The sequence below is a fragment of the Planomicrobium okeanokoites genome, assembly GCF_003428875.1.
Lineage (GTDB): Bacteria > Bacillota > Bacilli > Bacillales_A > Planococcaceae > Planococcus > Planococcus okeanokoites.
The window spans coordinates 701,403-726,373 of the sequence record NZ_QQRS01000001.1; the positions used below are offsets into that span (position 1 = coordinate 701,403).

Sequence of the window (24,971 nt, forward strand, 5' to 3'; positions counted from 1 at the left end):
TTCTTACAGATATTCTTGATGATGTTCAAGACATTCCCACATCGGATTGCTCTCCAGGTAATACAGCACTTGCGCCATTTCCTTTTCAGCCATTTCTTTTGATGAAGAAACAGTGACAAAGGCCAGGCGCGTGCGCTGCCATACATTCTGATGGTCAATTTCCGCAGCGGAAATATTGAACTTTTGTTTTGAACGGGTCAGCATGCTTTTCAGCACTGCCCTTTTCTCCTTCAATGAATGCGCCGACGGTATGAAGAATTCGCATTCCATGTAAAGGATCATTTCCGTTCGATTTCTTCCATAACATAAGCTTCAATGATGTCGCCTTCTTTGACATCATTGAAATTCTTGACTGTGATACCGCATTCGTAGCCTTTAGCCACTTCTTTGGCGTCGTCTTTAAAGCGTTTCAATGTATCCATTTCACCTTCGAAAACAACAATTCCTTCACGGATGACACGAACTCCGCTGTCACGTGTGATTTTACCTTCAGTTACATAACTTCCGGCAATTGTTCCGACTTTAGATACTTTGAATGTGCTGCGGACTTCCGCCTGGCCGATAACTTTCTCCTCAAATTCAGGATCGAGCAAGCCTTTCATTGCAAATTCAATTTCTTCAATTACTTTATAGATGATGCGGTGTAAACGGATGTCCACGCCTTCAGCTTCTGCTGCGCGTTTAGCATTGGCATCCGGACGGACGTTAAATCCGATAACAATGGCATTGGATGCCGCAGCAAGGGAAATATCCGATTCCGTAATAGCACCAGCACCCGTATGGATGATTTTGACGTTGACGCCTTCTACATCGATTTTCAGAAGTGAAGCAGCCATTGCTTCAACTGCCCCTTGCACGTCAGCTTTGACGATCAAGTTCAACTCTTTCATCTCACCTTGTTTCAATTGATCAAAAAGATTATCAAGTGTTACGCGGGTTTTCTCTGAACGTTGAACCTGCAAGGCTGAAGTAGCACGGCTTTCACCAACAGAACGGGCTGTTTTCTCGTCTTCGAATACGACAAAACGATCGCCTGCCTGTGGCACATCATTCAAACCGGTAATTTCAACCGGCATTGATGGACCCGCTTCTTTTACGCGGCGGCCAACATCCGAAACCATTGCACGGACGCGTCCAAATGTGTTGCCGACTACAATCGGATCACCGACATTTAACGTACCATCCTGTACCAGAAGTGTGGCAACTGAACCGCGGCCTTTATCAAGCTCAGCTTCAATAACTGTGCCGATAGCGCGGCGTGATGGGTTGGCTTTCAATTCCCCTACTTCAGAAACAAGCAGAATCATTTCAAGCAATGTATCGATGCCTTCACCTTTTAACGCTGAAAGTGGAACAAAGATCGTATCTCCGCCCCATGCTTCCGGAACAAGACCGTGTTCAGTCAATTCCTGCATAACGCGATCAGGGTTGGCACTTGGCTTATCCATTTTGTTGACTGCAATGATGATTGGAACTTCAGCAGCTTTGGCATGGTTGATCGCTTCAACTGTCTGCGGCATTACACCATCATCAGCTGCAACAACGATAATAGCCAAATCCGTCACTTTCGCTCCGCGTGCACGCATTGTCGTAAATGCTGCGTGACCAGGCGTATCAAGGAAAGTGATTTTCTTGCCGTCTTCAACTACTTGATAAGCGCCGATATGCTGTGTAATCCCGCCTGCTTCTCCTGCCGTCACTTTCGTGTGGCGGATCGAATCAAGCAGAGTTGTTTTACCATGATCGACGTGTCCCATGATTGTCACTACTGGTGGACGTTCTTCGTTCAGCGTTTCATCTTCCGGTTCGAAGTAGACTTCCAGGTCAGTTTTATCAACCAGGATTTCTTCTTCCACTTCCACTTCATACTCCGCACAGATCAATTCAATCGCATCTTTATCAAGCTCCTGGTTAATGGTAGCCATTACACCAAGCATGAATAATTTTTTGATGATTTCAGATGGTTCACGGCCTAATTTTTTCGCCAATTCGCCAACTGTCAATGATTCTGTAAAAGTGATTTTCGCCGGTAATTCTTTCTCTTTTTTAGGCATCGGCGGCAGTGGGTTCACTGGACGCTGCTGTTTGCCTTTTCTATTGCGGTTCTGGCCACCGCGGCCTGGACCGCCGCCACCCGGACGGTTGGAATTGCGCTGTCCTGGTCCTGCTGTCGGTTTTGCAGCTTTAGGTGTGAAGTTAGACCCTGTTTTTGCCGGAGCTGCATTTCTTTGGCCGTTGCCTTGCGAACGCGATTGCCCCTGGCTTGGTGCAGCCGCTGGACGTGACTGTCCAGGACGTTGTCCCTGCCCAGATGGACGTGAGCCGTTTTGTCCGCCTTGCGGACGTGATTGGCCTTGGCCAGACGGACGCGAACCTTGTCCTTGCGAACGGTTCTGTCCTTGGTTTTGTGGTTTAGTTGGAGCTGGTGCTGTTGAAGCGGATGAAGATTTCTTGTAAATGCCGTCCAATTTTGAAACAGCGTTGTCCTCTAGTGTCGACATATGATTAGTTACTGAAATATCCATTTTTGATAATTGCTGGATGATCTCTTTACTTGGTTTATCTACTTTTTTCGCGTATTCATGTACTCGAATTTTGGTCATCTGCTCACCCCCGGTTATTTTCATCGAACAAGCTTTTCAGTTTTTTGGCGAAACCTGCATCGGTGATCGCCATAACTACACGCTCTTCTTTGCCGACTGCATGCCCAATTTCGAAACGGGTTCCGAAAATTTGCAGGTCGACTTTATAATAGCTGCATTTATCCTGCAGTTTTTTCATTGTGTTTTCCGAAGCGTCTTCCGCCAGCAACACCAATTTCGCATTGCCTTTGCGCACTTCATTGATTGTCAGTTCTTCTCCTGTAATCGTCATTCTTGCTCTTGTCGCAAGCCCGAGGATTTGCAGGATTTTCTGTTTTGTTTCCATTTTACTTCAACTGCTCTCTTAGAATGACCCGCAGCAATTCTTCATATATCTCCTCTGGCACTTTGACTTCCAATTGGTTGTCGAGCACCTTTTTCTTTTTGGCCGCCGCAACAGCTGCCTCAGATTTGGAAACATAAGCTCCTCGCCCTGATTTTTTACCGGTCAGATCGACGCTCACTTCGCCTTCCTTGGAACGCACGACACGGATCATTTCTTTTTTAGGATGCATCTCGCCTGTTGCTACACACTTCCTGAGTGGAATTTTCTTCTGCAGAGCCAACGGACATCACCTTATCTTTCTTATTCTTTTTCGTCGTAGAAATCGAAATCATCGGTTTCATCACCGGACTCAACCAGTTCGATGTCAGCATCCGGATTAGGATAAATGCCCATCTCACGGGCATCTGTCTCACTCTTGATGTCAATTTTCCATCCAGTCAATTTGGCAGCAAGACGTGCATTCTGTCCGCGTTTGCCGATTGCCAGTGATAATTGATAGTCAGGCACGACAACTGTCGTAGACTTCTCTTCTTCATTTACCTGGACATCAAGCACTTTTGAAGGGCTGAGTGCATTGGCTACAAATATCACCGGCTCCTCTGACCATTCAACGATATCGATTTTTTCGCCGCTGAGTTCATTGACGATAGTCTGTACACGTGCCCCTTTTGAACCGACACATGAACCTACCGGATCAATATCTTCACGGTGAGCCATTACAGAGATCTTCGAACGATCTCCTGCTTCGCGGGCAATCGATTTGATTTCAACAATGCCGTCATAGATTTCAGGCACTTCAGTTTCAAACAATCTGCGCAATAAACCCGGATGTGTTCGTGATACAAACACCTGAGGTCCGCGTGTAGTCCGCTCAACCTTGGTAATATAGACCTTGATGCGATCATGCGGCTGATATGACTCATTCGGCATCTGCTCAGTCTGCGGAAGGACCGCTTCAACTTTACCAAGGCCGACATACAGGTTGCGGGCATCCATGCGTTCAACAATACCGTTGACGATGTCATCTGCGCGATCGACAAACTCTTCAAAAACAAGACCTCGCTCAGCTTCACGCACACGCTGGGTAACTACTTGCTTGGCTGTCTGAGCAGCGATACGGCCAAAGTTGCGCGGCGTCACTTCTTCTTCCACGACATCCCCGACTTCATATGCAGGATTGATGGCATGAGCGTCTTCCAAAGATATCTGCAGACGATCGTCTTCCACTTCCTCGACGACATCTTTCCTGGAATAGACAAGCATCGTTCCCGTATTAAGATTCAAATCCACACGGACGTTCTGCGCTTGATTGAAATTGCGTTTGTATGCAGTCACTAATGCCGCTTCTATCGCTTCGATCAAGACATCACGCGAAATACCTTTTTGTTTCTCCAATGCCTCTAAAGCATTCAATAACTCACTGCTCATTTTTTATTCACTCCTAGGTTCATCGATCAGGTTTTGCTGAAAAATCAATTGCGAGACGGATTACAGCAATTTTCTGCCTTGGTATCACGATTGTTTTTCTGCGGGTTTTGATTTTAACTTCAATTTGGACTTCTTCATCAGTATACGATTGCAGATAACCTTCAAACTCTTTTGCATCCAAAATCGGCTCATAAGTTTTGATATAGATGAATTTACTGATAGCATTCTCAAAATCTTTTTCTTTCTTCAATGGGCGCTCTGCTCCCGGCGAAGATACTTCAAGGAAATAGTTCTGCTCAATCGGATCCAGTTCATCCAAAATTTCACTCAATCGTTCGCTGACCAGCGCGCATTGATCAATATCGATCGGCGCATCCGGATTGTCCACGTAGACGCGCAAAAACCAGCTGCGGCCTTCTTTGACAAATTCCACATCAACCAGTTCAAGATTCAGCTGATCTGTAATGGGCTTTGTGATTTCTTCTATTTGTTCTGTAATTTTGCTCATACATGCCTCCCGCAATTCAAAGTTTCATTTTATGTCATTACAAACAGAAAAGAGCGGGAGAACCCACTCTTCTGCGACAGAGCTATCAGTAAATGTTACTACAATAATACCATGATTGGCACACCAGTGCAACTGACTAGAACAGCGACAGCTGGTTGGCTTCAGGCATTCCTTCAAGACATCCGTGATCATCCATGTATTCAATGATGGTTTTGGAAACCCGTCCACGCTGCTGAAGGTCTTCTTTCGAAAGGAACGTCCCTTGCTGGCGTGCAGCAACAATCGATTTGGCTGCGTTCGTTCCGAGGCCAGGGATGGCATTGAATGGCGGGATCAGCGTATTGCCGTCGATGATGAATTCATCGGCCTCAGATTTATAGAGGTCCACTTTCTGGAACTTGTAACCGCGTTCGGTCATCTCAAGCGCAAGTTCCATGACCGTCAATAAGTTCTTCTCTTTTGTTGATGCTTCCAGCCCTTTGGCATTGATGTCAGCAATCACTGAACGGATTGCATGGGAACCTTTAGCCATCGCATTGACATCGAAATCTTCCGCGCGGACTGTAAAGTAAGCCGCATAATAAAGAATCGGGAAATGCACTTTGAAATATGCGATTCTGACTGCCATTAGAACATAAGCGGCAGCGTGGGCTTTCGGGAACATGTATTTGATCTTCTTACATGATTCGATGTACCAGTTCGGAACACCTTCTTCTTTCATCGCCGCTTCAAATTCCGGCGTCAGTCCTTTACCTTTACGGACTGCTTCCATTATCTTGAATGCCATCGACGATTCGAGTCCCTGGTATATCAGGTAAACCATGATATCATCACGGCAGCCGATTACATCCGACAATTGGCATGTACCGTTTTTGATCAATTCCTGTGCGTTACTCAGCCATACGTCCGTTCCGTGCGACAGGCCTGATATCTGTACTAGCTCAGAAAAAGTCGTCGGTTTCGTTTCTTCAAGCATTTGACGCACAAAGCGGGTACCGAATTCAGGTATGCCGTAGGTCGCAGTTTTGCACCCGATCTGTTCTTCCGTAACACCGAGCGATTCAGTGCCGGAGAAAATCTTCATCACTTCAGGATCGTCGGTCGGTATCGTTTTCGGATCGATACCGGATAAATCCTGCAACATACGGATAACGGTCGGATCATCGTGACCGAGAATATCCAGCTTCAATAAATTATCATGGATCGAATGGAAGTCGAAATGCGTCGTTTTCCATTCCGAATCCTGGGCATCCGCAGGGAATTGAATGGGAGAGAAATCATAGATATCCATGTAATCCGGCACTACGATAATTCCACCCGGATGCTGTCCGGTGCTTCGTTTTACGCCTGTACAGCCTTGGACGAGACGGTCAATCTCCGCCCCGCGTATGGTCATATCCCGGTCATTGGCATATCCGCGCACATAACCGTAAGCTGTTTTCTCAGCAACGGTCCCGATTGTTCCTGCACGGAAAACATTGTCTTCCCCGAATAATTCCTTGGTGTAATTGTGGGCTTTCGCTTGATACTCACCACTGAAGTTCAAATCAATATCCGGTACTTTATCGCCTTTAAAGCCGAGAAACGTTTCAAATGGAATATCCTGTCCTTCTTTTTTATAAGGAATATCGCAATCCGGACAGTTTTTGTCTTCAAGGTCAAATCCTGAGCCGACAGAACCATCGTCGAAGAACTCGGATTTTTGGCATTTAGTGCAGATGTAATGCGGCGGCAATGGATTCACTTCTGTGATTTCCGTAAGTGTCGCCACTAAAGAAGAACCGACAGATCCACGTGAACCGACCAGATAGCCATCATCCAGAGATTTTTTAACAAGTTTATGTGAAATCAGGTAAATAACCGCGAAACCGTGTCCGATGATTGATTTTAATTCCTTTTCAATGCGTGCTTCGACGATTTCAGGCAGCTGTTCGCCATAGATGCTTCGCGCCATATTGTAGCTAAGCTCTCTGACTTCTTCATCTGCCCCTTCAATTTTAGGTGTGTAAAGATCGTCTTTGATCGGTTTGACTGTGTCGATCATGTCGGCAATTTTATTGGAATTCTCCACTACGATCTGCTTAGCCGTCTCTTCTCCCAAAAAGTCGAAAGCGTCGAGCATTTCATTGGTCGTGCGGAAATGGACTTTCGGAAGCTTCGTCCGGTTCAACGGATTGGCGCCGCCTTGCGATCCGATCAGCACCTGACGGTAGATTGCGTCATTCTCATCCAGGTAATGGACGTTTCCTGTTGCAACCAGAGGGATTCCCAGTTTTTTGCTGACTTTCACCAGTTTTCGGATGATATCTTCCAGATTCCATTCATCACGGATCATTTCACGTTCGATCAGTGGTGCATAAATGTCTTTCGGATGGACCTCCAGATAATCATAGAACTGAGCGGTCCGTTCCACTTCTTCCATCGACTTCTGCATAACCGCTTCAAAAACCTCCCCTTTATCGCAGCCGGAGCCGACAAGAAGCCCTTCACGGTGTTTCTGCAGAAGCGAGCGCGGAATCCGTGGCACACGGTAGAAATAATTGATATGGGAAGCGGATACCAGCTTGAACAGATTTTTCAACCCCGCGTCGTTTTGTGCCAATAAAGTTACATGAGTCGGCCGTGAGCGCTTATAAGCATCACCGGCTCCTACATAATTATTGAGTTCATCATGATAAAGAATCCCTTTTTGATGAGCTTCCTTCAATAGATGTGTCAGCAAATACGATGTTGCTTCCGTATCGTAGATCGCACGGTGATGCTGGGTGAGTTCAATGCCGAATTTCTTCGCCAGTGTATTCAACCGGTGATTCTTCAATTCGGGGTGGAGCATACGCGCCAATTCCAGCGTGTCGATTGTGGCATGCTTTTTGTCGATGCCGTATTTTTTATAGGCGACATACAAAAAGCCCATATCGAACGAGGCGTTGTGGGCAACCATTATATGATCCCCTGCCCATTCATGGTAATTGCGGATCACTTCTTCCACTTCCGGCGCGTCTTTCACCATATCATCAGTGATGCCGGTCAAATCGATCGTCGTATCCGATAATGGATGATGCGGATTCGCAAAGCTTTCGAATTTATCGATGATTTGCCCGCCTTTGATCTTTACAGCTGCAAGCTCGATAATCGTATCGTATACCGCGGATAACCCCGTCGTCTCCAAGTCGAACACCACAAAAGTTTCTTCTTCAAGCAGCGCATGCCGTTCTTCAAACGCAATCGGCACACCATCATCAACCAGGTTCGCTTCCAACCCGAATATCGCTTTGATGCCATGTTTTTTGCTGGCGGCATATGCGTCCGGGAAAGACTGCACCCCCGCATGGTCTGTAATAGCAATGGCGGGATGGCCCCATTTCGCAGCCTGTCCCACAAGTGCGTCCACAGATGACACTGCATCCATCTGGCTCATCGGTGTATGGAGATGCAGTTCCACCCGTTTCTCGGAAGCTGTATCCTGGCGCAATTGCGGCTTCACTTCCACCATATCCTGCGCCATCATGACCAGGTCGCGGACAAACGTATCCATCTGGATGGAACCACGGGCTTTCAGCCACATGCCTTTTTTAATGTTCTTCATCAATTCGGCGTCTTCTTTGTCACGGGAGAACATTTTCACAAGAAGTGAATCTGTATAATCCGTAATTTTCACCGTCAAAAGGGAACGGCCGCTGCGCAATTCACGCACTTCAGCATCAAACACGTAGCCTTCAACAGTAATCCGCCGTTCTTCATCAATGATGGACTGGATTTCAGCGATCGGTTCATCCGGCTTGATATTGCTGCCCATCTGGAATGGACCTGCTGGTGCACCGTTCTCTTTCCGGTCCGTCTCTCTCTTCTTCATATCAGATAAAGCTTTTTTGGCCATCTCTTCTTCCTCAGCTCGGCGTTCTTCCATGAAAGCTTCGTGCGCAGCCTGCTGATCGTCTTCAGTCAATTGAAAGTCGATAGCAATTCTGGGGAAGCCGAATTGCTGGTATACATTGGCCAATTTATCCGTGTATTTGGATTTGAGCGCCATCATTTCATGTTCATGACCACAATTCAGCATCATTTTATTGCCGTTCCACTGGGGAGCTTGTCCCAGCAAACGTTCACGGAGCGGTGGGGCCATATCAGCCAATTCATCAACAGCGTAGCGCCAATAGGCTGAAATCAATTCAGTGTCTGTCTGGGCATCATCCGTTATGATTGTCAGCTGCACAGCTGCAATCGGAGAAAAGGTGGAATGCAACCGCTCTTTTAATAACAGGAACAGCTTTATCGGCAGTACTTTTTGAAGTTTCACTGTAAAGCGCCAGGTCCGTTCTTTCTTATGGACCGTCATCCGTGTCAATTCAGCCTCCTCGAAAAAAGGCATATGTACGTCATCTGTCAAATCGAGATGCTGAAGAAGTAGCTTTAAACGCATCTTAGGATCTTGCTGGTTTGTCATAACTATCCCCTTCGCTCTTATATTAATAAAACCGGTTATACCGGATGTCTAGAAACTGTCGACTTCTTCAATCATTGCGCTCTAGGCGGAAGCTTTCCGCGGGGAGCGGCCTGAGCCTCCTCGTGCGCTTCGAAAACCGTATGCTCCTGCAGCGTTCCACGCTTCGTCGCAAAGGTTCGACCGAATGAAGTTCGGCCAAACCTTCCCTGCGGGGTCTCAGGACTCGCTCTTTTTCCCGCAGGAAAGACATTGACCGAAGCTTGCGAGGGCAAGTCTTTGCGACGAAGCAGCGAAGCGATGCAGGAGCACATCTTTGCCCTTCACCGCCTAGCGCTCCATTCTGGTTTCATGTAGAAGCATTATGAATATCTTTTTACCTGTTATAAATTAATTATGCAACTCCATTTAGAGAAGGCTAACAGAGATATGAAGCAAAACAGCGAAGACTCCCAGGTGACTAAGCTCAGCGCGAGCCACCAGGAAAGCGGAGCTGTTTTGTGGAATATCGGTTTCCTAGCTTTCTTTCTCAACAAGCTATTTATAACCGGCTGTCTATTTATCTTTTTATCTGCAATTTCTTTTCCGATTCCCACGAAGGAAAAGAAGAAAAAGAAAGGAAAGCACAGCTTGTGCTTTCCTTTCATTCTATCAGATTTTGCGGTTTATTTTTGAAAAAATTGCTGTAATTGATCAAGCAGTTCGTCTTTATTCCACTCAAACGTCTCACCGGTGCTGCGGATTTTCACTTCCAAAATTCCTTCCGCCGCTTTCTTCCCGACTGTCAGTCTAACAGGCAGGCCGATCAGATCGGCATCTGTGAATTTAACACCCGCGCGTTCATTGCGGTCATCAATCAGTACTTCGTAGCGGTTGGACTTCAATAATTTATAAATTTCATCAGCTGTTTCTCGCTGCACATCATCTTTGACATTGACCGGCACCACATGTATATCGAAAGGTGCGGCAACAGGCGGCCACGTAAAGCCGTCATCGTCATTGAATTGTTCAGCAACAGCAGCAACCACACGTGAAACCCCGATGCCATAGCAGCCCATAATATAAGGAACCGCACGGCCCTGGTTATTCAGAATCGTCGCTTTCATGTCTTCACTGTAGCGTGTTCCTAATTTGAAGATATGTCCGACTTCAATACCTTCAGCAAATTTAATCGTGCCTTTGCCATCCGGTGAAGGGTCTCCTTCTTTGATGAAGCGCAGATCTGTATATTTTTCGACGTCAAAATCCTGTCCAGGCGTCACATTTTTGAAATGCTGCCCTTCTTCATTGGCGCCAGCGATGCCGTTGACGATTGTTTTGACAGCATTGTCAGCAAATACACGGATGCCTTCCGGCAAGGAGACAGGACCGATCGAACCGATTTCACAGCCGATCAATTGTTTCACTTCTTCAGGAGTCGCCATTTCCACCACTTTTGCATCAGCAGCGTGTTTCACTTTAACGTCGTTAATTTCGTGGTCTCCTCTTGACAAAACGACAACGAAATCGTCATCCGCTTTAAAGACGAGGGTCTTGATGCAATTTTCAGTGCCTGTTCCAAAGAACTCCGCTACTTGAGCGATGGTTTTCTGATCAGGTGTTGACACTTTTTCCATCGCTTCAGCCGCTTCAACCGGTGTCTCATATTCAACGTTCACTTGAGCCATTTCAATATTTGCTGCATAAGAAGACGAATCCGAATAAGCGATCGTATCTTCCCCGATTTCAGACAATACCATGAATTCATGGTTGTCTTTGCCGCCTATCGCTCCGGAGTCAGCGATTACCATACGGAAATCAAGGCCCAGTCTCGTGAAAATATTCGTATAAGCCTGCATCATGACATCATACGTCTCATCAAGGCTTTCAGTTGTAGCATGGAATGAATAAGCATCTTTCATCAGGAATTCGCGGCCACGCAGCAAACCGAAGCGCGGACGTTTCTCATCCCGGAACTTCGACTGGATCTGATAAAGGTTCAGGGGCAATTTTTTATACGATTTGATTTCGTCGCGCAAAAGGTCTGTGATGACCTCTTCATGTGTTGCGCCGAGAGCAAATTCGCGGCCATTGCGGTCTTTCAGCCTCATCAATTCGTCGCCATATGAATACCAGCGGCCTGTTTCCTGCCATAGCTCTGCCTGTTGCATCGCCGGAAGGAACACTTCCACGCTGTTCGCGGCTTCCATTTCTTCACGGATAATCGCTTCCACTTTATTCAATACACGTTTGCCGAGCGGCAGGAAAGAATAGATTCCACTCGTGTTTTGACGGATAAAACCCGCACGGAGCAATAATTGATGTGATCTGACTTCTGCATCTGCAGGCGTTTCACGTAATGTAGGGATAAAAGTTGCTGATTGTTTCATTCCAAAATACACCTCAACTGACTGATAAATTTTTAAATGCGTTTTTATTATATAGAGAAAGAAGAATACCAGTTAAAAATTAACCAATATTCTCCGTCTTAACCCATTAGAAGAAAAACTTCTGTATATCATTCCATGTGACAACGATCATCAGCAGCATAAGCAGCATGATGCCGACAAAATGGACCATGCCTTCTTTCTGGCGATCCACCGGCTTGCCTCTCAGCGCTTCGAGGATGAAGAACATGAGACGTCCGCCGTCTAAAGCAGGAAGCGGCAATAGATTCATAATCCCCAAATTGATGCTCAGCATACCAGCCCAGCTCATCAAAGTGAAGATTCCGTATTGCGCGACTTGTTCTGTTGTTTTGTAAATCCCGACAGGACCTGATAAGGCATCTATCGTAAATTGGCCTGTTACGAGCATACCCAGCAAACGGAAAATCTCCTTGAACCAGAAGACAGTCGTTTCAGCGCCGTAAACGAATGAGCCGAAGAAATCCTGTTCTCTCGGACTTTCATAAAGAACCCCGATAACACCGACATCTCCCTGTTCCTGCTCGACCAGTTCCGGTGTAATGGTGAATTCAACTGTTTCTCCTTGGCGTTCAACAACGAAATCCAAAGCATTTCCTGCTTCATCCTGGACCGATTCAACAAGATCATTCCAGCTGGCGATATTAGTGCCTTCGACTTCTGTTATCAGATCGCCGGCTTGCATCCCCGCTTCCTCGGCCGGGCTGTCATCCGTAACTTCCGAAATGACAGGTTCATTCGTCGGAACTCCTTGCAGAAGACCGATTGCCGTAAAAATGAAGAAAGCAAGTATGAAGTTGAACAGCGGTCCCGCGAAGATTGTCATGAAACGGTGGCCGATGCTTTTTGAATCGAATTGACGGTCATGCGGAGCCAAAACCGTCTCCGCGCCATTCTCTTCGACTACCGCGTCTCTCGCAACCTGAAGGCGGACAAGGCGATCCTCTTCGTCATAACCTTTAATATAAAGTTCTTTTTCCAGATCTGCTTCTTCAACTTCAAGAAACATGATATCGGGATACATGGTTTTTTGATTCAGAATGATTTTTTTGGCCAGACCATCCTCATCAAGCAATACACCGATACGGTGACCCGCCTGCAGAATGATGCGGTCCATCTCTTCACCGGCCATGCGGACGTAGCCGCCGATCGGCAGCAAACGGACGGTATACAAGGTTTCCCCTTTTGTGATACCCAGAATTTTCGGACCCATGCCGATTGCAAATTCGCGAACCAAAATGCCGGCTCTCTTCGCAAACAGGAAATGGCCCAACTCATGGAAAAAAACTAAAGCGCCGAAAATTATGATAAACGATATGACTGTTTCCATTTGAACCCATCCTTATAAACCTTTTCGGTTTTAATCTTTAGTTATTTTAGCATGTTTCGGACTGATTTTCTTGTTTCAGAATCGACATGCAGAATCGTTTCCAGATCCGGAGTTGATGTCGGTTTATGCGCATCCATAGCACGTTCGATCATTTCTTCAATTTGCAGAAACTTGATTTCCTCATTTAAGAACATGGCTACTGCCTGCTCATTGGCTGCATTTAGCACGGTGGTCATTGTTCCACCGATACGCCCTGCGTCAAAAGCCAATTGCAATGCATGGAAACGTTCATAATCCATCTGCTGAAAATGCAGTTTGCCGATCTCAGCCAGATTCAAACGCTTGGCGTTCGGACGCTCCAGGCGTTCCGGATAGGTCAGCGCATATTGGATTGGGACGCGCATATCAGGAGTACCGAGCTGCGCCATTACACTGGTGTCACGGAATTCCACCATTGAATGGATGATACTTTCTCTGTGGAGGAGAACTTCAATGTCATCGTAATCAAAATTAAAAAGTACGTTTGCTTCTATTACTTCGAGCCCTTTATTCACCATCGTCGCCGAGTCGATCGTAATTTTCGCTCCCATCGACCAATTAGGGTGGTTCAGCGCTTCCTTGACCGTAACGTTTTTAAGTTCATCTCTTGTAGAATCCCTGAAGCTTCCGCCAGATGCTGTCAGAATCAATTTGGTTGCCTGCTCAATTTTTTCACCATTCAGCGATTGGAATAAAGCGGAATGCTCGCTGTCTACCGGAAGAATAGGTGCACCATAACGCTTGGCGTTTTCCATAACCAGGTGGCCGGCTGTAACCAGCGTTTCCTTATTGGCAATGGCGATCGTGCGGCCCAGCTTTATCGCTTCAAGTGTCGGCTCGAGCCCCACACTTCCGATGACGGCGTTTACCAGCACATCCGCATCAAAAACTGCCGTCTCAATCAAGCCCGAATTTCCCGATACGAAAGCAGTTCGGGGAAATTCGCCGCGAAGAACAACCGCATCCTGTTCATTTTGAACACATACAATTTCGGGATGGAATTCTTTGATGAATTTTCTTGCTAATTCCATATTGCGGCCGGCTGAGAATCCAACCAGCTTGAATTCTTCAGGATGCTCTCGGATAATATCTGTTGTCTGGACGCCGATCGAACCGGTCGCTCCCAGTAAAATAATTTTTTTGACCATTCAGGATGTCCTCCTTAGATGAAATGTAAAAAATGCAATAATGGCATAACGAAAAGAATACTGTCAAAGCGGTCTAAAATACCACCATGTCCCGGCAGGACCTTACCTGAATCTTTTACGTTGAAATGCCGTTTCAGTGCAGACTCGACCAAGTCACCCATCTGCCCGAAAACAGACGCAACGATTGTGACGAGTATAATTATGTAGACTGGTTTATTCAAATCCACGAAGAAATTGAAAACCAATGCAGCGACGACGGCATACAAGATGCCCCCTACAAACCCTTCAATTGTTTTATTCGGTGAAATTTCTGGCCATAGCTTCCGTTTACCGAATTTCCGCCCAGTGAAATAAGCGCCTGAATCCGTAAACCAGACGACCAATAATGCGTAAATCAGAACAGCCAGGCCTGCTTCTCTTGTTTCAATCAGATAGAGGAATCCCATCCCGACATATAGGGTGCCAAGGATTGCAAAGGCGGCGTCATCGAATGTAAAGCTGTTTTTAACGATTACAGTATGTATTAATAGCAAAATGACCGCGATAAAAGCGAATTCAACTTTTGTATATCCCGTCCAGCCTGAAACCTGGAGAGTCCACTCACCTGGCATCATGAAAGCATATAACGCCAAAAGGGAAATAAGGCCGGGTACACTCCAGAGTGTGCGGCCTTTCATCTTCAATAATTCCTGGAAACCGATGGTTCCCAGGATCAACACTAAAATAGTAAAAGGAGTCCCGCCTAAAATAACAAATGGTATGAATAATGCAAAAGCGATTGCTCCGGTAATGAGACGCTGTTTCACTGTGCTTCTTCCCCTTTCAATCCTCCGAATCGGCGATTTCTCTTTTGGTAATTTTCAACCGCATCGATTAAAGAATCTTCATTGAAATCCGGCCACAATGTATCAGTGAACCAAAATTCGGTATAAGCCAGCTGCCAAAGCATGAAGTTGCTTAAACGAACTTCTCCGCTGGTACGTATCAATAAATCAGGTTCCGGCAATGACTTTGTCATAAGCCCGGAACTGATATGTTCCTCTGTAATGTCTTCGGGGTCTAAAGTTCCTGCAGCCACTTGAGCGGCAAGTTCTTTTACCGAGTCCACGATTTCCGACCGGCTTCCGTAGTTCAATGCGAAATTCAAAATAAGGCCAGTATTATCTTTTGTAGCTTCCTTTGCTTTCGAAATTGCTTTCAATGTATGTGCAGGCAGATTTGTATGGTCACCCATCATTTCCACTTTTACGTTTTCAGCGATTAATTCCGGCAAAAATGTCGAAAGAAACTCTTCCGGAAGCCTCATCAGAAAATCAACTTCCATTTTTGGCCGTTTCCAATTTTCTGTGGAAAATGCATATAATGTCAATACGTCAACGCCGAGATTATTGGCCAAACGGGTGATTTTCCGTACAGTCTTCATTCCTTCGTGATGTCCAGCAACACGCGGAAGTGAACGTTTTTTCGCCCACCGGCCGTTGCCATCCATAATAATGGCTATATGTGAAGGGATAATCCCATCTTGGACCAGCGACAAGCGATCCAAATCACCGATCACAGTTTCCGTATTTCGTTTTAATAATTTATTTATCATAATTAATCCTCCACCTATTACAAATCGGCATGTCTATTGCTTATCATATCAAAAAAAATGCTATCGTGCTTTATCTTTCTCGATCACATTTTTTTTGGCATGAAAAAGCGCCCTGCTATACAGGACGCGTGAAAGCTTATGAAGTTCGATTTATACTTCCATAATCTCTTTTTCTTTATCTTTCGCCATATCGTCGATTTTCGCGATATTCGAATCCGTCAACTTCTGGACATCATCGGAATAGCTGCGCAAATCATCTTCTGTGATTTCGCTCTTCTTCTGAAGCTTCTTAAACTCATCGTTCGCATCGCGGCGGATATTACGAACATTCACTTTAGCAACTTCCGCTTCTTTTTTGACATCTTTGACGAGCTCTTTACGGCGCTCTTCAGTCAAAGCAGGTACAGCTAAACGGATGACCGAACCATCGTTCGACGGGTTCAAGCCGATATCCGATTTTAAGATCGCTTTCTCGATGTCACCCAGCACAGACTTGTCATATGGCTGGATCATGATCATGCGAGCTTCCGGAACCGATACACCAGCAACCTGATTAATCGGAGTAGGTGCTCCGTAGTAATCGACTGTAACTCTGTCTAAAATAGACGGAGTTGCACGGCCAGCGCGGATTGAAGAAAGTTCGCGTGAATAAGCTTGAATAGCGTTCGTCATTTTTTCTTTGGTTTCATTCATCACAGATTTCGGCATTATATGTCTCTCCTCACAACTGTTCCGATTTTTTCACCTTGAACAGCCCGTTTTATATTACCATTTTCCATAATTGAGAATACTACGAGTGGGATATCATTGTCCATACATAGTGTGGAAGCAGTAGAATCCATTACTTGCAGGCCTTGTTGAATCACTTCCAAATATGATAACTCTTCATATTTAACAGCTGTTGCATCAGTTTTCGGATCGGCTGAGTACACACCATCCACATTGTTTTTCGCCATCAGGATGACGTCCGCCTCAATTTCGGCAGCCCGAAGTGCAGCCGTTGTATCAGTAGAGAAATACGGATTGCTGGTCCCTGCTGCGAAAATTACAACCCGCTTCTTCTCAAGATGGCGGATTGCCCGTCTGCGAATATAAGGCTCAGCGACCTGGCGCATTTCAATAGAAGAAAGAACGCGGGTTTCCACATCCTGCTTCTCAAGGGAATCCTGCAAAGCAAGTGAATTCATCACAGTTGCCAGCATGCCCATATAATCGGCAGTTGCACGGTCCATGCCCATTTCAGAACCGATTTTCCCTCTCCAGATATTGCCTCCGCCAACCACTACGGCAACTTCAACGCCAAGTTCTACGACGTCTTTTACTTGAGCGGCTACAGATTTAATGATTTCAGGAGATAATCCGAAACCTTGTCCACCTGCCATCGCTTCTCCACTAAGTTTTAATACAATGCGTTTATACTGCTGAACACTCATCGGTACCCTCCATTTTAACTATTTATTGAAAAATAGGGAACACCTTTCAGTGTTCCCTGAGGTCATGCTATGAAAATGAATTATTTTTTGTTTACTTGGCTCATAACTTCATCAGCAAAGTTATCTTCGCGTTTTTCGATTCCTTCTCCAACTTCATAGCGGATGAATTCTTTTACACTGCCGCCAGTTGAAGCCACGAAATCACGGACTTTTTGATCTGAGTTTTTAACGAAAGCCTGGTCAAGCAAGCAAACGTCTTCGAAATATTTACCAAGACGGCCTTCGACCATTTTTTCAACGATTTTTTCAGGCTTGCCTTCGTTCAATGCTTGCTCAGTCAATACTTTACGCTCTTTTTCCACTTCTTCAGCAGAAACTTCGTCACGTGAAATGTATTGAGGGTTCAAAGCAGCAATGTGCATTGCGATGTCGCGTGCAGCATCAGTATCAGTAGTGTTTTCAAGCATTACCAATACAGAAATGCGGCCGCCCATGTGAAGGTAAGGACCGAAAGCGTCAGCGTCTGTTTTAGTGCGGATTTCAAAGCGGCGCAAAGTGATTTTTTCACCGATCTTCGCGATTGCGTTTGAAACGTGGTCCGCTACTGTCAAACCGTTAGACATTGTAGAAGAGTTTGCTTCTTCGATTGATGCCGGTTTAGTAGCCAAAAGGTGTTCGCCCAACTCTTTAACAAGTGTTTGGAAACCTTCGTTTTTAGCAACGAAATCAGTTTCAGCGTTTACTTCGTAGATAACTGCTTCGTTTCCTTCAACCATGATTGAAGTAATACCTTCAGCAGCAATACGGTCCGCTTTTTTAGAAGCGCTTGAAAGGCCTTTTTCACGCAGGAAATCCAACGCCGCTTCCATATCACCGTTTGTTTCTACAAGTGCTTTTTTGCAGTCCATCATACCTGCACCAGTTTTTTCACGCAATTCTTTTACCATTTGAGCTGTAACTGCCATGATTAAATTCCTCCTTAGGATATACGTTTTCTCAAAAAAAGGTGATAAGAGGGTTTGTGGCCGCTTATCACCTGTGCTTCATTGTGAATTACTCTGCAGCTTCAGCTGGAGTTTCTTCTTCTTCTTCCGGTTTAGACTCTAGCAAAGCATCAGCCATTTTACCAGTCAAAAGTTTTACTGCGCGGATTGCATCATCGTTTGCAGGAATTACATAATCGATTTCATCTGGATCACAGTTCGTATCAACGATACCAACGATCGGAATGTTCAATTTCATAGCTTCTGCTACTGCAATGCGTTCTTTGCGCGGGTCAACTACGAACATTACGTCCGGAAGACCGTTCATATCACGGATACCGCCAAGGAATTTAACAAGACGATCGTGTTCTTTATTCAATTGAACTACTTCTTTCTTCGGAAGAACTTCGAAAGTTCCATCTTCAGACATGCGCTCGATTTGTTTCATACGATTCACACGTTTTTGGATTGTGCCGAAGTTAGTAAGTGTTCCACCCAACCAACGCTGGTTGATGTAGTAGTTGCCAGAACGTTCTGCTTCTTCTTTGATAGCGTCCTGAGCTTGTTTTTTCGTACCAACGAAAAGTACCTTTCCGCCATCTTCGCCCACTTGTTTCATGAAGCTGTAAGCCTCTTCCAATTTGCGGACTGTTTTTTGAAGATCGATGATGTAGATACCGTTACGTTCAACGAAAATATATTTTTTCATTTTCGGGTTCCAACGGCGAGTCTGGTGGCCAAAGTGTACACCAGCTTCAAGCAATTGTTTCATAGAAATTACTGACATGTGTGTTTCCTCCTGATAGGTTATTTTTTCCCTCCGCATTCTTCTTCTTTGAACCGTTACCCAATAAGGGCACCAGCGGAACAAATCCGAATGCGTGTGTATTTAACACCATTTGAAATTATACCACGGGACTGTTCTATTCCGCAACAGGTTTCTCTTAGAAATAAAAATTAAGAAAGTCTAGAAACAATCCGCTTTACATACCGCTTCGGCGCTTAGGACAAAGCTCCCTCAATAAGCCGAGAAGAACGCTCGTCTTATTGCTCCGCTCAGTCCATAGGCGCGCCTGCGCTAGATAGCTCTCTATAGATATCAAGCAAAAACATTAGCCGACGCTGGCGTGGCCATGTGTTTGCGACGTAGCAGCGAAGAGATGAAGGAGCACATCTTTACACTTCACCTTCCCTGCCACTTCATTTAAATTTGTGTAGAAATGAAACCTTCACTTTTTCATTAATAATTATCTTAAATAGATAACCATTTATCGAAAGCGGACTGAGATATGGAGCAAAATAGCGCAGACTCCCAGGGGATCAGAACCAGAGTTGGCTTTTCAACTCTGGTTCGAGCGAAGTGCTGAGATCCACTCGGGCGAAGTGGCACGAGTCCGAGTTAGCTCAGCGCAAGCCCCCAGGAAAGACTTGGCCGAAGGAAGTTCGGCCGGGTCTTTGCGACGAAGCTAGCGAAGCGATGCAGGAGCACCTGTTTTCGCGAAGCTGTTTTGCGCAATATCGGTTGGTGTAGAGCATGAAATAACAAAAGAAAAAAGACACCGGATATAAATACCCGGTGTCTCCTGATTCATTTTAGTTCATTTTCAATTGCTCAAGCTCAGCAAGGAATTTTGTGTTAAGGACTTTGATGTAAGTCCCTTTCATCCCAAGTGAACGTGATTCGATGACGCCGGCACTTTCAAGTTTACGAAGTGCGTTGACGATTACTGAACGGGTGATTCCCACACGGTCAGCGATTTTTGAAGCGACAAGCAAACCTTCGTTGCCGTCAAGCTCTTCAAAAATGTGTTCGATTGCTTCAAGCTCACTGTAAGACAGTGATGAGATCGCCATTTGAACAACAGCTTTGCTGCGTGCTTCTTCTTCGATGCGGTCGCCTTTTTCGCGAAGGATTTCCATCCCGACCACTGTTGCACCGTATTCGCCAAGAATCAAATCATCATCCTGGAATTCAGCGTTGACGCGTCCAAGCAACAATGTACCAAGACGTTCGCCGCCACCGATGATCGGCACGATTGTAGTCAGGCCGTTTTTGAACAATTCACGTTCTTCCACAGGGAAGATTGTGTGTTCGCTGTTTACATCCAGGTTAGCGGATGTTTCGTTGATGTTTGAAAGGTTTTGTGTGTATTCGATGGGGAACTGGCGCTCTTCAAGCATGCCTTTCATCCGTTCGTTTTCGATCTGCTGGTTGATGGCATAGCCTAGGACTTTACCTTTGCGGCTGACAACGAATGCGTTACATTCGATAACTTCGCTTAAAGTTTCCGCCATGTCCTTGAAGTTTACCGGCTTGCCGGCTGCTGCTTGCAGCATAGAGTTGATGCGTCTCGTTTTTCCTAATAAATTCATTATAATGAACCTCCTACATAATTCGTACCGTATTTATTCAATATTCTAAAGCTTTTTACTCTTTAAGGGAACTGATTTGACTTATTTACAGGATAAATTGTGACAAATCTTTGTTTTTTGCCACATTTTCAAGTTTATCGTTCACATATTGAGGTGTTATGTCTATTTGCGCAGGGCTTATTTCAGAAGCTTCAAAGGACAGGTCTTCGAGCAGCCGCTCTAAAATGGTATGCAATCGGCGGGCTCCGATGTTATCGGTATCCTGATTCACTTCATACGCAATTTCCGCTAGTCTGACGATTGAGGCATCATTGAAGTTTACCACAACTCCCTCTGTTTCGAGAAGCGCTTTATATTGATTCAGCAAAGAATGTTTCGGTTCCGTCAATATTTTGACGAAATCGTCCACTTCCAGCTTCTGCAGCTCCACACGGATCGGGAACCGGCCCTGCAGTTCAGGAATCAGGTCAGAAGGCTTGGACATATGGAATGCCCCCGCTGCAACAAACAGCATATAGTCCGTTTTCACCGCTCCGTACTTTGTGGAAACGGTTGAGCCTTCGACAATCGGCAGAATATCCCGCTGCACACCTTCACGCGATACATCCGCTGAAGACGAGTTATTCTTGCTGGCGATCTTGTCCATCTCGTCAATAAAGATGATGCCGTGCTGTTCTGCCCGGTCAATCGCTTCACTTGCCACTTCTTCATCATCAACCAGTTTCGCCGCTTCTTCTGCAGCTAAAATGCGTCTGGCCTCTTTCACTTGAAGGCGGCGTTTTTTCTTTTTCTTCGGCATCAGGGAAGATAAGGCATCCTGCATATTCGCGCCCATCTGCTCCATGCCGGAACCTTGAAGGGCATCAAACATCGACGGCGCGTTTTCCAGCACCTCGACATTCAGCCACTCGTCTTCCAATTTCCCCGCTTTCAAATCTGCAGCGATTTCCCGTCTTTTCACGCGAACTTCCACTTCAGCAGTCGGCTCTTCTTCATCCTGATCGAATTTTTGGCCGAACATCATCTCAAGCGGATTTTGGCTTGCCTGCTTTTTCTTCATCGAAGGAACGAGCAATTTTACAATCCGTTCATTGGCTGCAGCTTCCGCTTTGCCCTTCACCGCTTCGAACTTCTCTTCTTTCACGATTCTGACTGCAGCTTCCACCAAGTCACGCACCATCGATTCCACATCGCGTCCAACATAACCCACTTCGGTGAATTTCGTCGCTTCCACTTTGATAAAGGGTGCGCCTGTCAATTTAGCGATGCGTCTGGCAATTTCCGTCTTACCGACACCTGTCGGCCCGATCATCAGGATATTCTTCGGGATCACTTCGTCACGCAGCTCCTCATCCAGCCGGCTTCTTCTGTAGCGGTTGCGAAGTGCGATCGCAATCGACCGCTTGGCATCTTTCTGGCCTACTATATAACGGTCAAGATGTTCCGTTATCTGTCTGGGTGTCAGATCTGTTTGGGTTTTCATTTTGACAGCTCCTCCACTACGATTTGATGATTTGTGTAAACACATATATCCGCTGCGGTTTCCAGCGCTGATTGCGCGATCTCTTTGGCAGACATATTGTCGCCGGCATATTTCTTCAAGGCGCGGCCCGCCGCCAGCGCATAATTTCCGCCTGAACCGATAGCCAGTATCCCGTCATCCGGTTCGATCACTTCACCGGTTCCGGATACCAGCAGCAACTCGTCTTTATTCATGACGATCAGCATCGCTTCCAGCTGGCGCAGCATTTTATCTCCACGCCATTGCTTGGCCAGTTCCACTGCAGCCCGCTGAAGATTTCCGTTGTACTCAGTGAGTTTGCCTTCGAACATTTCAAAAAGAGTGAAAGCATCAGCCACTGAACCGGCAAAGCCCGTCAATACCTGGCCATTATATAAAGTACGTACTTTTCTTGCTGTATGTTTCATGACAACGGCATTGCCGAAAGTCACTTGTCCATCACCTGACATTGCGCATTCGCCGTTGTGGCGTACCGCGAATATCGTGGTGGCATGAAATTGTTCCATCAGTATTCCCCTCTCTATGCCCGCGGATGTGAATTCAAATATGTTTTCCGCAAATGCTCTTTTGTCACGTGTGTATAAACCTGGGTGGATGACAGATGGGAATGCCCAAGCAATTCCTGAACTGTCCGGAGATCCGCGCCATTATTCAACAGGTGGGTAGCAAAGCTGTGGCGGATCATATGGGGATAGATATTGGAATTAGCCGATGCCTTTTTCATGCATTCGGTCAATATATGGCGTATCCCCCGCGCCGTCAGAAGATCTCCCCGGTTATTGACAAACAAACCATCGTGGTCCGTGTTTTTCATAAGCTTAGGACGAACTTCATCGATATAATGTTCCAATGCGTCATGCGCAAATTGTCCATAAGGTATGTAGCGCTCTTTTCGGCCTTTCCCCATCACTTTGACAATCTGCATGCTTCGGTCCAGATCCTTCATCCGGATGGAAACGCATTCGCTGACCCGCATGCCGGTTGCATATAATAGCTCCAGAAGCGCGGTATTGCGGATCGACAGCTTGTCTTCGCCTCTGACCGATTCAAACAGAACAGCCAGCTCTTCTTCGTAAAAGAATTGTGGCAGCCGTTCTTCTTTCTTCGGATGGTACAGTGAACGGAATGCATCTTCGTTCAAGCCGAATTCCCGATTGCCGTATTTGAAAAAGGATCGGATGGCTGATATTTTCCGGGACACGGTCGTTCTGGACATTTGTTCATTATATAATCTCGTCACGTAATTGCGGGCATGCAGATATTCGACCTGCTTCAGATCGTAGACGCCTTCACTCTCCATGACCTGAAAAAAACCCGCTAAATCATGCTCGTAATTAAGCACGGTGAGTTCTGAATAATTTTTTTCCAATTGTATATAACTGATGAAAGACCGGACCATTTCCTGTTTATCCATCTCGCTGTCCCGCCCTTTCCAATCTGCCGCGCCTGTTCAGATGTGATTTAATCATTACAGCGCAATAATAAAAAGCCTCTAAATTATATCAAAATTCAGAGGCCTTTATCAATTAAACTGTTACTGTATTCATATAATTTCGAATTGATTCGAGAGCACGGTTCGCGTGCTTTTCAGCGCGTTCCTGTTTCGAACGGATGCGCTCACCAAGGTCCGGGAACAAACCGAAGTTGATGTTCATCGGCTGGAAGTTTTCACAGTCAGCTTCAGTGATATAACGAGCCATGCTTCCTAGTGCTGTATCAGCCGGGAAGATGACCAGTTCCTCACCCAGAGCCAATTTCGCAGCATTGACCCCTGCAAGCAAGCCGCTTCCAGCTGATTCGACATAGCCTTCCACGCCTGTCATCTGGCCGGCAAAGAAAATATTAGGATCGGCTTTCAATTGGTAAGTCGGTTTCAACACGCGCGGAGAGTTGATGAATGTGTTGCGGTGCATCACACCGTAACGGACAATTTCAACATTTTCCAGACCAGGAATGAGTTTCAAAACTTCTTTTTGAGGTCCCCATTTCAAGTGCGTCTGGAATCCGACAATGTTATAAAGCGTGCCTGCAGCGTCATCCTGACGAAGCTGCACAACTGCATAAGGCCGTTCGCCTGTTTTCGGATTTTCAAGGCCGACCGGTTTCATCGGACCGAAAGTCAATGTTTTTTCTCCTCGGGCAGCCATCACTTCGACTGGCATACATCCTTCAAAGTAGATCTCTTTTTCAAATTCCTTCAATGGCACAACTTCAGCTTCAACCAGAGCCGTGTGGAACCGCTTGAATTCCTCTTCAGTCATCGGGCAGTTAAGATAAGCGGCTTCGCCTTTATCATAACGCGATTTCAAATAGACTTTATCCATATCGATGCTGTCTTTCTCAACGATCGGTGCGGCAGCATCATAGAAATAAAGATAATCTTCCCCAGTCAATTTACGGATCTTTTCAGCAAGTGCCGGTGATGTCAACGGACCTGTCGCAATGATTGTGATGCCTTCCGGAATTTCCGTCACTTCTTCATTGATCACTTCAACCAGCGGGTGATTGCGGACTTTATCCGTAACCGCTCCCGCAAATTCATGGCGGTCTACTGCGAGTGCTCCGCCAGCAGGGACAGAAGCTTTATCGGCTGACTCGATGATGACCGAGTCCATCATCCGCATTTCTTCTTTGATAACGCCGACTGCATTGGTCAGCGAATTAGCGCGCAATGAGTTACTGCATACCAGTTCAGCGAATTTGTCTGTGTGGTGAGCCGGAGTTTGCTTGACCGGCCGCATTTCATATAAACGGACATTGACTCCTCTTTTGGCGATTTGCCATGCAGCTTCACTGCCGGCGAGTCCTGCGCCGATTACATTGATGGTTTTTGTCATTG

The 24,971-nt window shown here is 46.0% G+C and carries 22 protein-coding genes; 1 reads left to right on the forward strand and 21 read right to left on the reverse strand.

Annotated elements, in window-relative coordinates:
* Window positions 1–3: 3 nt before the first annotated feature.
* The 7 genes from D2910_RS03595 to D2910_RS03625 all read right to left on the reverse strand — a co-directional run bounded on the left by D2910_RS03595 (window position 4) and on the right by D2910_RS03625 (window position 9,308).
* On the reverse strand, window positions 4–282 hold the full coding sequence (locus D2910_RS03595) for a DUF503 domain-containing protein (protein WP_084245318.1): 279 nt from the start codon (window positions 280–282) through the stop codon (window positions 4–6).
* A complete protein-coding gene (gene infB / locus D2910_RS03600; protein ID WP_084245316.1) occupies window positions 279–2,603 on the reverse strand; it encodes a translation initiation factor IF-2 in 2,325 nt (774 codons plus the stop codon). Before infB ends, D2910_RS03595 begins: the two co-directional genes overlap by 4 nt.
* A 4-nt stretch (window positions 2,604–2,607) precedes the next feature.
* The gene (locus tag D2910_RS03605; RefSeq protein ID WP_084245314.1) at window positions 2,608–2,928 is read right to left on the reverse strand and encodes a YlxQ family RNA-binding protein; all 321 of its coding nucleotides are present in this window, start codon (window positions 2,926–2,928) and stop codon (window positions 2,608–2,610) included.
* Window position 2,929: 1 nt separating this feature from the next.
* Window positions 2,930–3,208 (reverse strand): RNase P modulator RnpM, encoded by a 279-nt coding sequence (rnpM, locus tag D2910_RS03610; protein ID WP_084245312.1) that lies wholly within the window; start codon window positions 3,206–3,208, stop codon window positions 2,930–2,932.
* 20 nt (window positions 3,209–3,228) lie between these two features.
* The gene (gene nusA, locus D2910_RS03615) at window positions 3,229–4,356 is read right to left on the reverse strand and encodes a transcription termination factor NusA (protein WP_084245310.1); all 1,128 of its coding nucleotides are present in this window, start codon (window positions 4,354–4,356) and stop codon (window positions 3,229–3,231) included.
* 19 nt (window positions 4,357–4,375) lie between these two features.
* Window positions 4,376–4,864: a ribosome maturation factor RimP gene (gene rimP, locus D2910_RS03620; protein WP_117312420.1), complete on the reverse strand. Its 489-nt coding sequence runs from the start codon at window positions 4,862–4,864 to the stop codon at window positions 4,376–4,378.
* Between the two features lie 136 nt (window positions 4,865–5,000).
* Complete coding sequence (locus tag D2910_RS03625) at window positions 5,001–9,308, reverse strand: PolC-type DNA polymerase III (protein WP_117312421.1); 4,308 nt, start codon at window positions 9,306–9,308, stop codon at window positions 5,001–5,003.
* A 426-nt stretch (window positions 9,309–9,734) separates the two neighbouring features.
* Between D2910_RS03625 and D2910_RS03635 the strand changes: the two genes are divergently transcribed.
* The gene (locus D2910_RS03635; protein WP_117312423.1) at window positions 9,735–9,980 is read left to right on the forward strand and encodes a hypothetical protein; all 246 of its coding nucleotides are present in this window, start codon (window positions 9,735–9,737) and stop codon (window positions 9,978–9,980) included.
* On the opposite strand, the gene D2910_RS03640 is transcribed toward D2910_RS03635, so the two are convergent.
* The 14 genes from D2910_RS03640 to trmFO form a co-directional block, all read right to left on the reverse strand.
* A complete protein-coding gene (locus D2910_RS03640) occupies window positions 9,971–11,674 on the reverse strand; it encodes a proline--tRNA ligase (RefSeq protein WP_117312424.1) in 1,704 nt (567 codons plus the stop codon). The genes D2910_RS03635 and D2910_RS03640 overlap by 10 nt on opposite strands.
* Window positions 11,675–11,780: 106 nt before the next feature.
* The gene (rseP, locus tag D2910_RS03645; RefSeq protein WP_084245300.1) at window positions 11,781–13,040 is read right to left on the reverse strand and encodes an RIP metalloprotease RseP; all 1,260 of its coding nucleotides are present in this window, start codon (window positions 13,038–13,040) and stop codon (window positions 11,781–11,783) included.
* A gap of 41 nt (window positions 13,041–13,081) precedes the next feature.
* Window positions 13,082–14,227 (reverse strand): 1-deoxy-D-xylulose-5-phosphate reductoisomerase, encoded by a 1,146-nt coding sequence (locus tag D2910_RS03650; protein WP_084245298.1) that lies wholly within the window; start codon window positions 14,225–14,227, stop codon window positions 13,082–13,084.
* 14 nt (window positions 14,228–14,241) lie between these two features.
* Complete coding sequence (locus D2910_RS03655) at window positions 14,242–15,033, reverse strand: phosphatidate cytidylyltransferase (protein WP_084245296.1); 792 nt, start codon at window positions 15,031–15,033, stop codon at window positions 14,242–14,244.
* Window positions 15,030–15,821, reverse strand: a complete 792-nt coding sequence (locus D2910_RS03660; RefSeq protein WP_084245294.1) for an isoprenyl transferase — start codon at window positions 15,819–15,821, stop codon at window positions 15,030–15,032. The genes D2910_RS03655 and D2910_RS03660 overlap by 4 nt, the downstream gene beginning before the upstream one ends.
* A gap of 150 nt (window positions 15,822–15,971) precedes the next feature.
* Window positions 15,972–16,529: a ribosome recycling factor gene (frr, locus tag D2910_RS03665; protein WP_101802839.1), complete on the reverse strand. Its 558-nt coding sequence runs from the start codon at window positions 16,527–16,529 to the stop codon at window positions 15,972–15,974.
* Entirely contained in the window at window positions 16,529–17,254 is a 726-nt protein-coding gene (gene pyrH / locus D2910_RS03670; RefSeq protein ID WP_117312425.1) for a UMP kinase, read from the reverse strand. The genes frr and pyrH overlap by 1 nt, the downstream gene beginning before the upstream one ends.
* A gap of 80 nt (window positions 17,255–17,334) precedes the next feature.
* A complete protein-coding gene (gene tsf / locus D2910_RS03675) occupies window positions 17,335–18,219 on the reverse strand; it encodes a translation elongation factor Ts (protein WP_084245288.1) in 885 nt (294 codons plus the stop codon).
* An 88-nt stretch (window positions 18,220–18,307) separates the two neighbouring features.
* On the reverse strand, window positions 18,308–19,024 hold the full coding sequence (gene rpsB / locus D2910_RS03680; protein WP_084245286.1) for a 30S ribosomal protein S2: 717 nt from the start codon (window positions 19,022–19,024) through the stop codon (window positions 18,308–18,310).
* Between the two features lie 806 nt (window positions 19,025–19,830).
* The gene (gene codY / locus D2910_RS03685; protein ID WP_084245284.1) at window positions 19,831–20,610 is read right to left on the reverse strand and encodes a GTP-sensing pleiotropic transcriptional regulator CodY; all 780 of its coding nucleotides are present in this window, start codon (window positions 20,608–20,610) and stop codon (window positions 19,831–19,833) included.
* Window positions 20,611–20,695: 85 nt separating this feature from the next.
* On the reverse strand, window positions 20,696–22,093 hold the full coding sequence (hslU, locus tag D2910_RS03690) for an HslU--HslV peptidase ATPase subunit (RefSeq protein ID WP_117312426.1): 1,398 nt from the start codon (window positions 22,091–22,093) through the stop codon (window positions 20,696–20,698).
* On the reverse strand, window positions 22,090–22,638 hold the full coding sequence (gene hslV / locus D2910_RS03695) for an ATP-dependent protease subunit HslV (RefSeq protein ID WP_084245280.1): 549 nt from the start codon (window positions 22,636–22,638) through the stop codon (window positions 22,090–22,092). The genes hslU and hslV overlap by 4 nt, the downstream gene beginning before the upstream one ends.
* 14 nt (window positions 22,639–22,652) lie before the next feature.
* Window positions 22,653–23,546, reverse strand: coding sequence for a tyrosine recombinase XerC (gene xerC, locus D2910_RS03700; RefSeq protein ID WP_117312427.1), 894 nt, complete (start codon window positions 23,544–23,546; stop codon window positions 22,653–22,655).
* Between the two features lie 112 nt (window positions 23,547–23,658).
* Entirely contained in the window at window positions 23,659–24,969 is a 1,311-nt protein-coding gene (gene trmFO, locus D2910_RS03705; RefSeq protein ID WP_117312428.1) for an FADH(2)-oxidizing methylenetetrahydrofolate--tRNA-(uracil(54)-C(5))-methyltransferase TrmFO, read from the reverse strand.
* Window positions 24,970–24,971 lie beyond the last annotated feature (2 nt).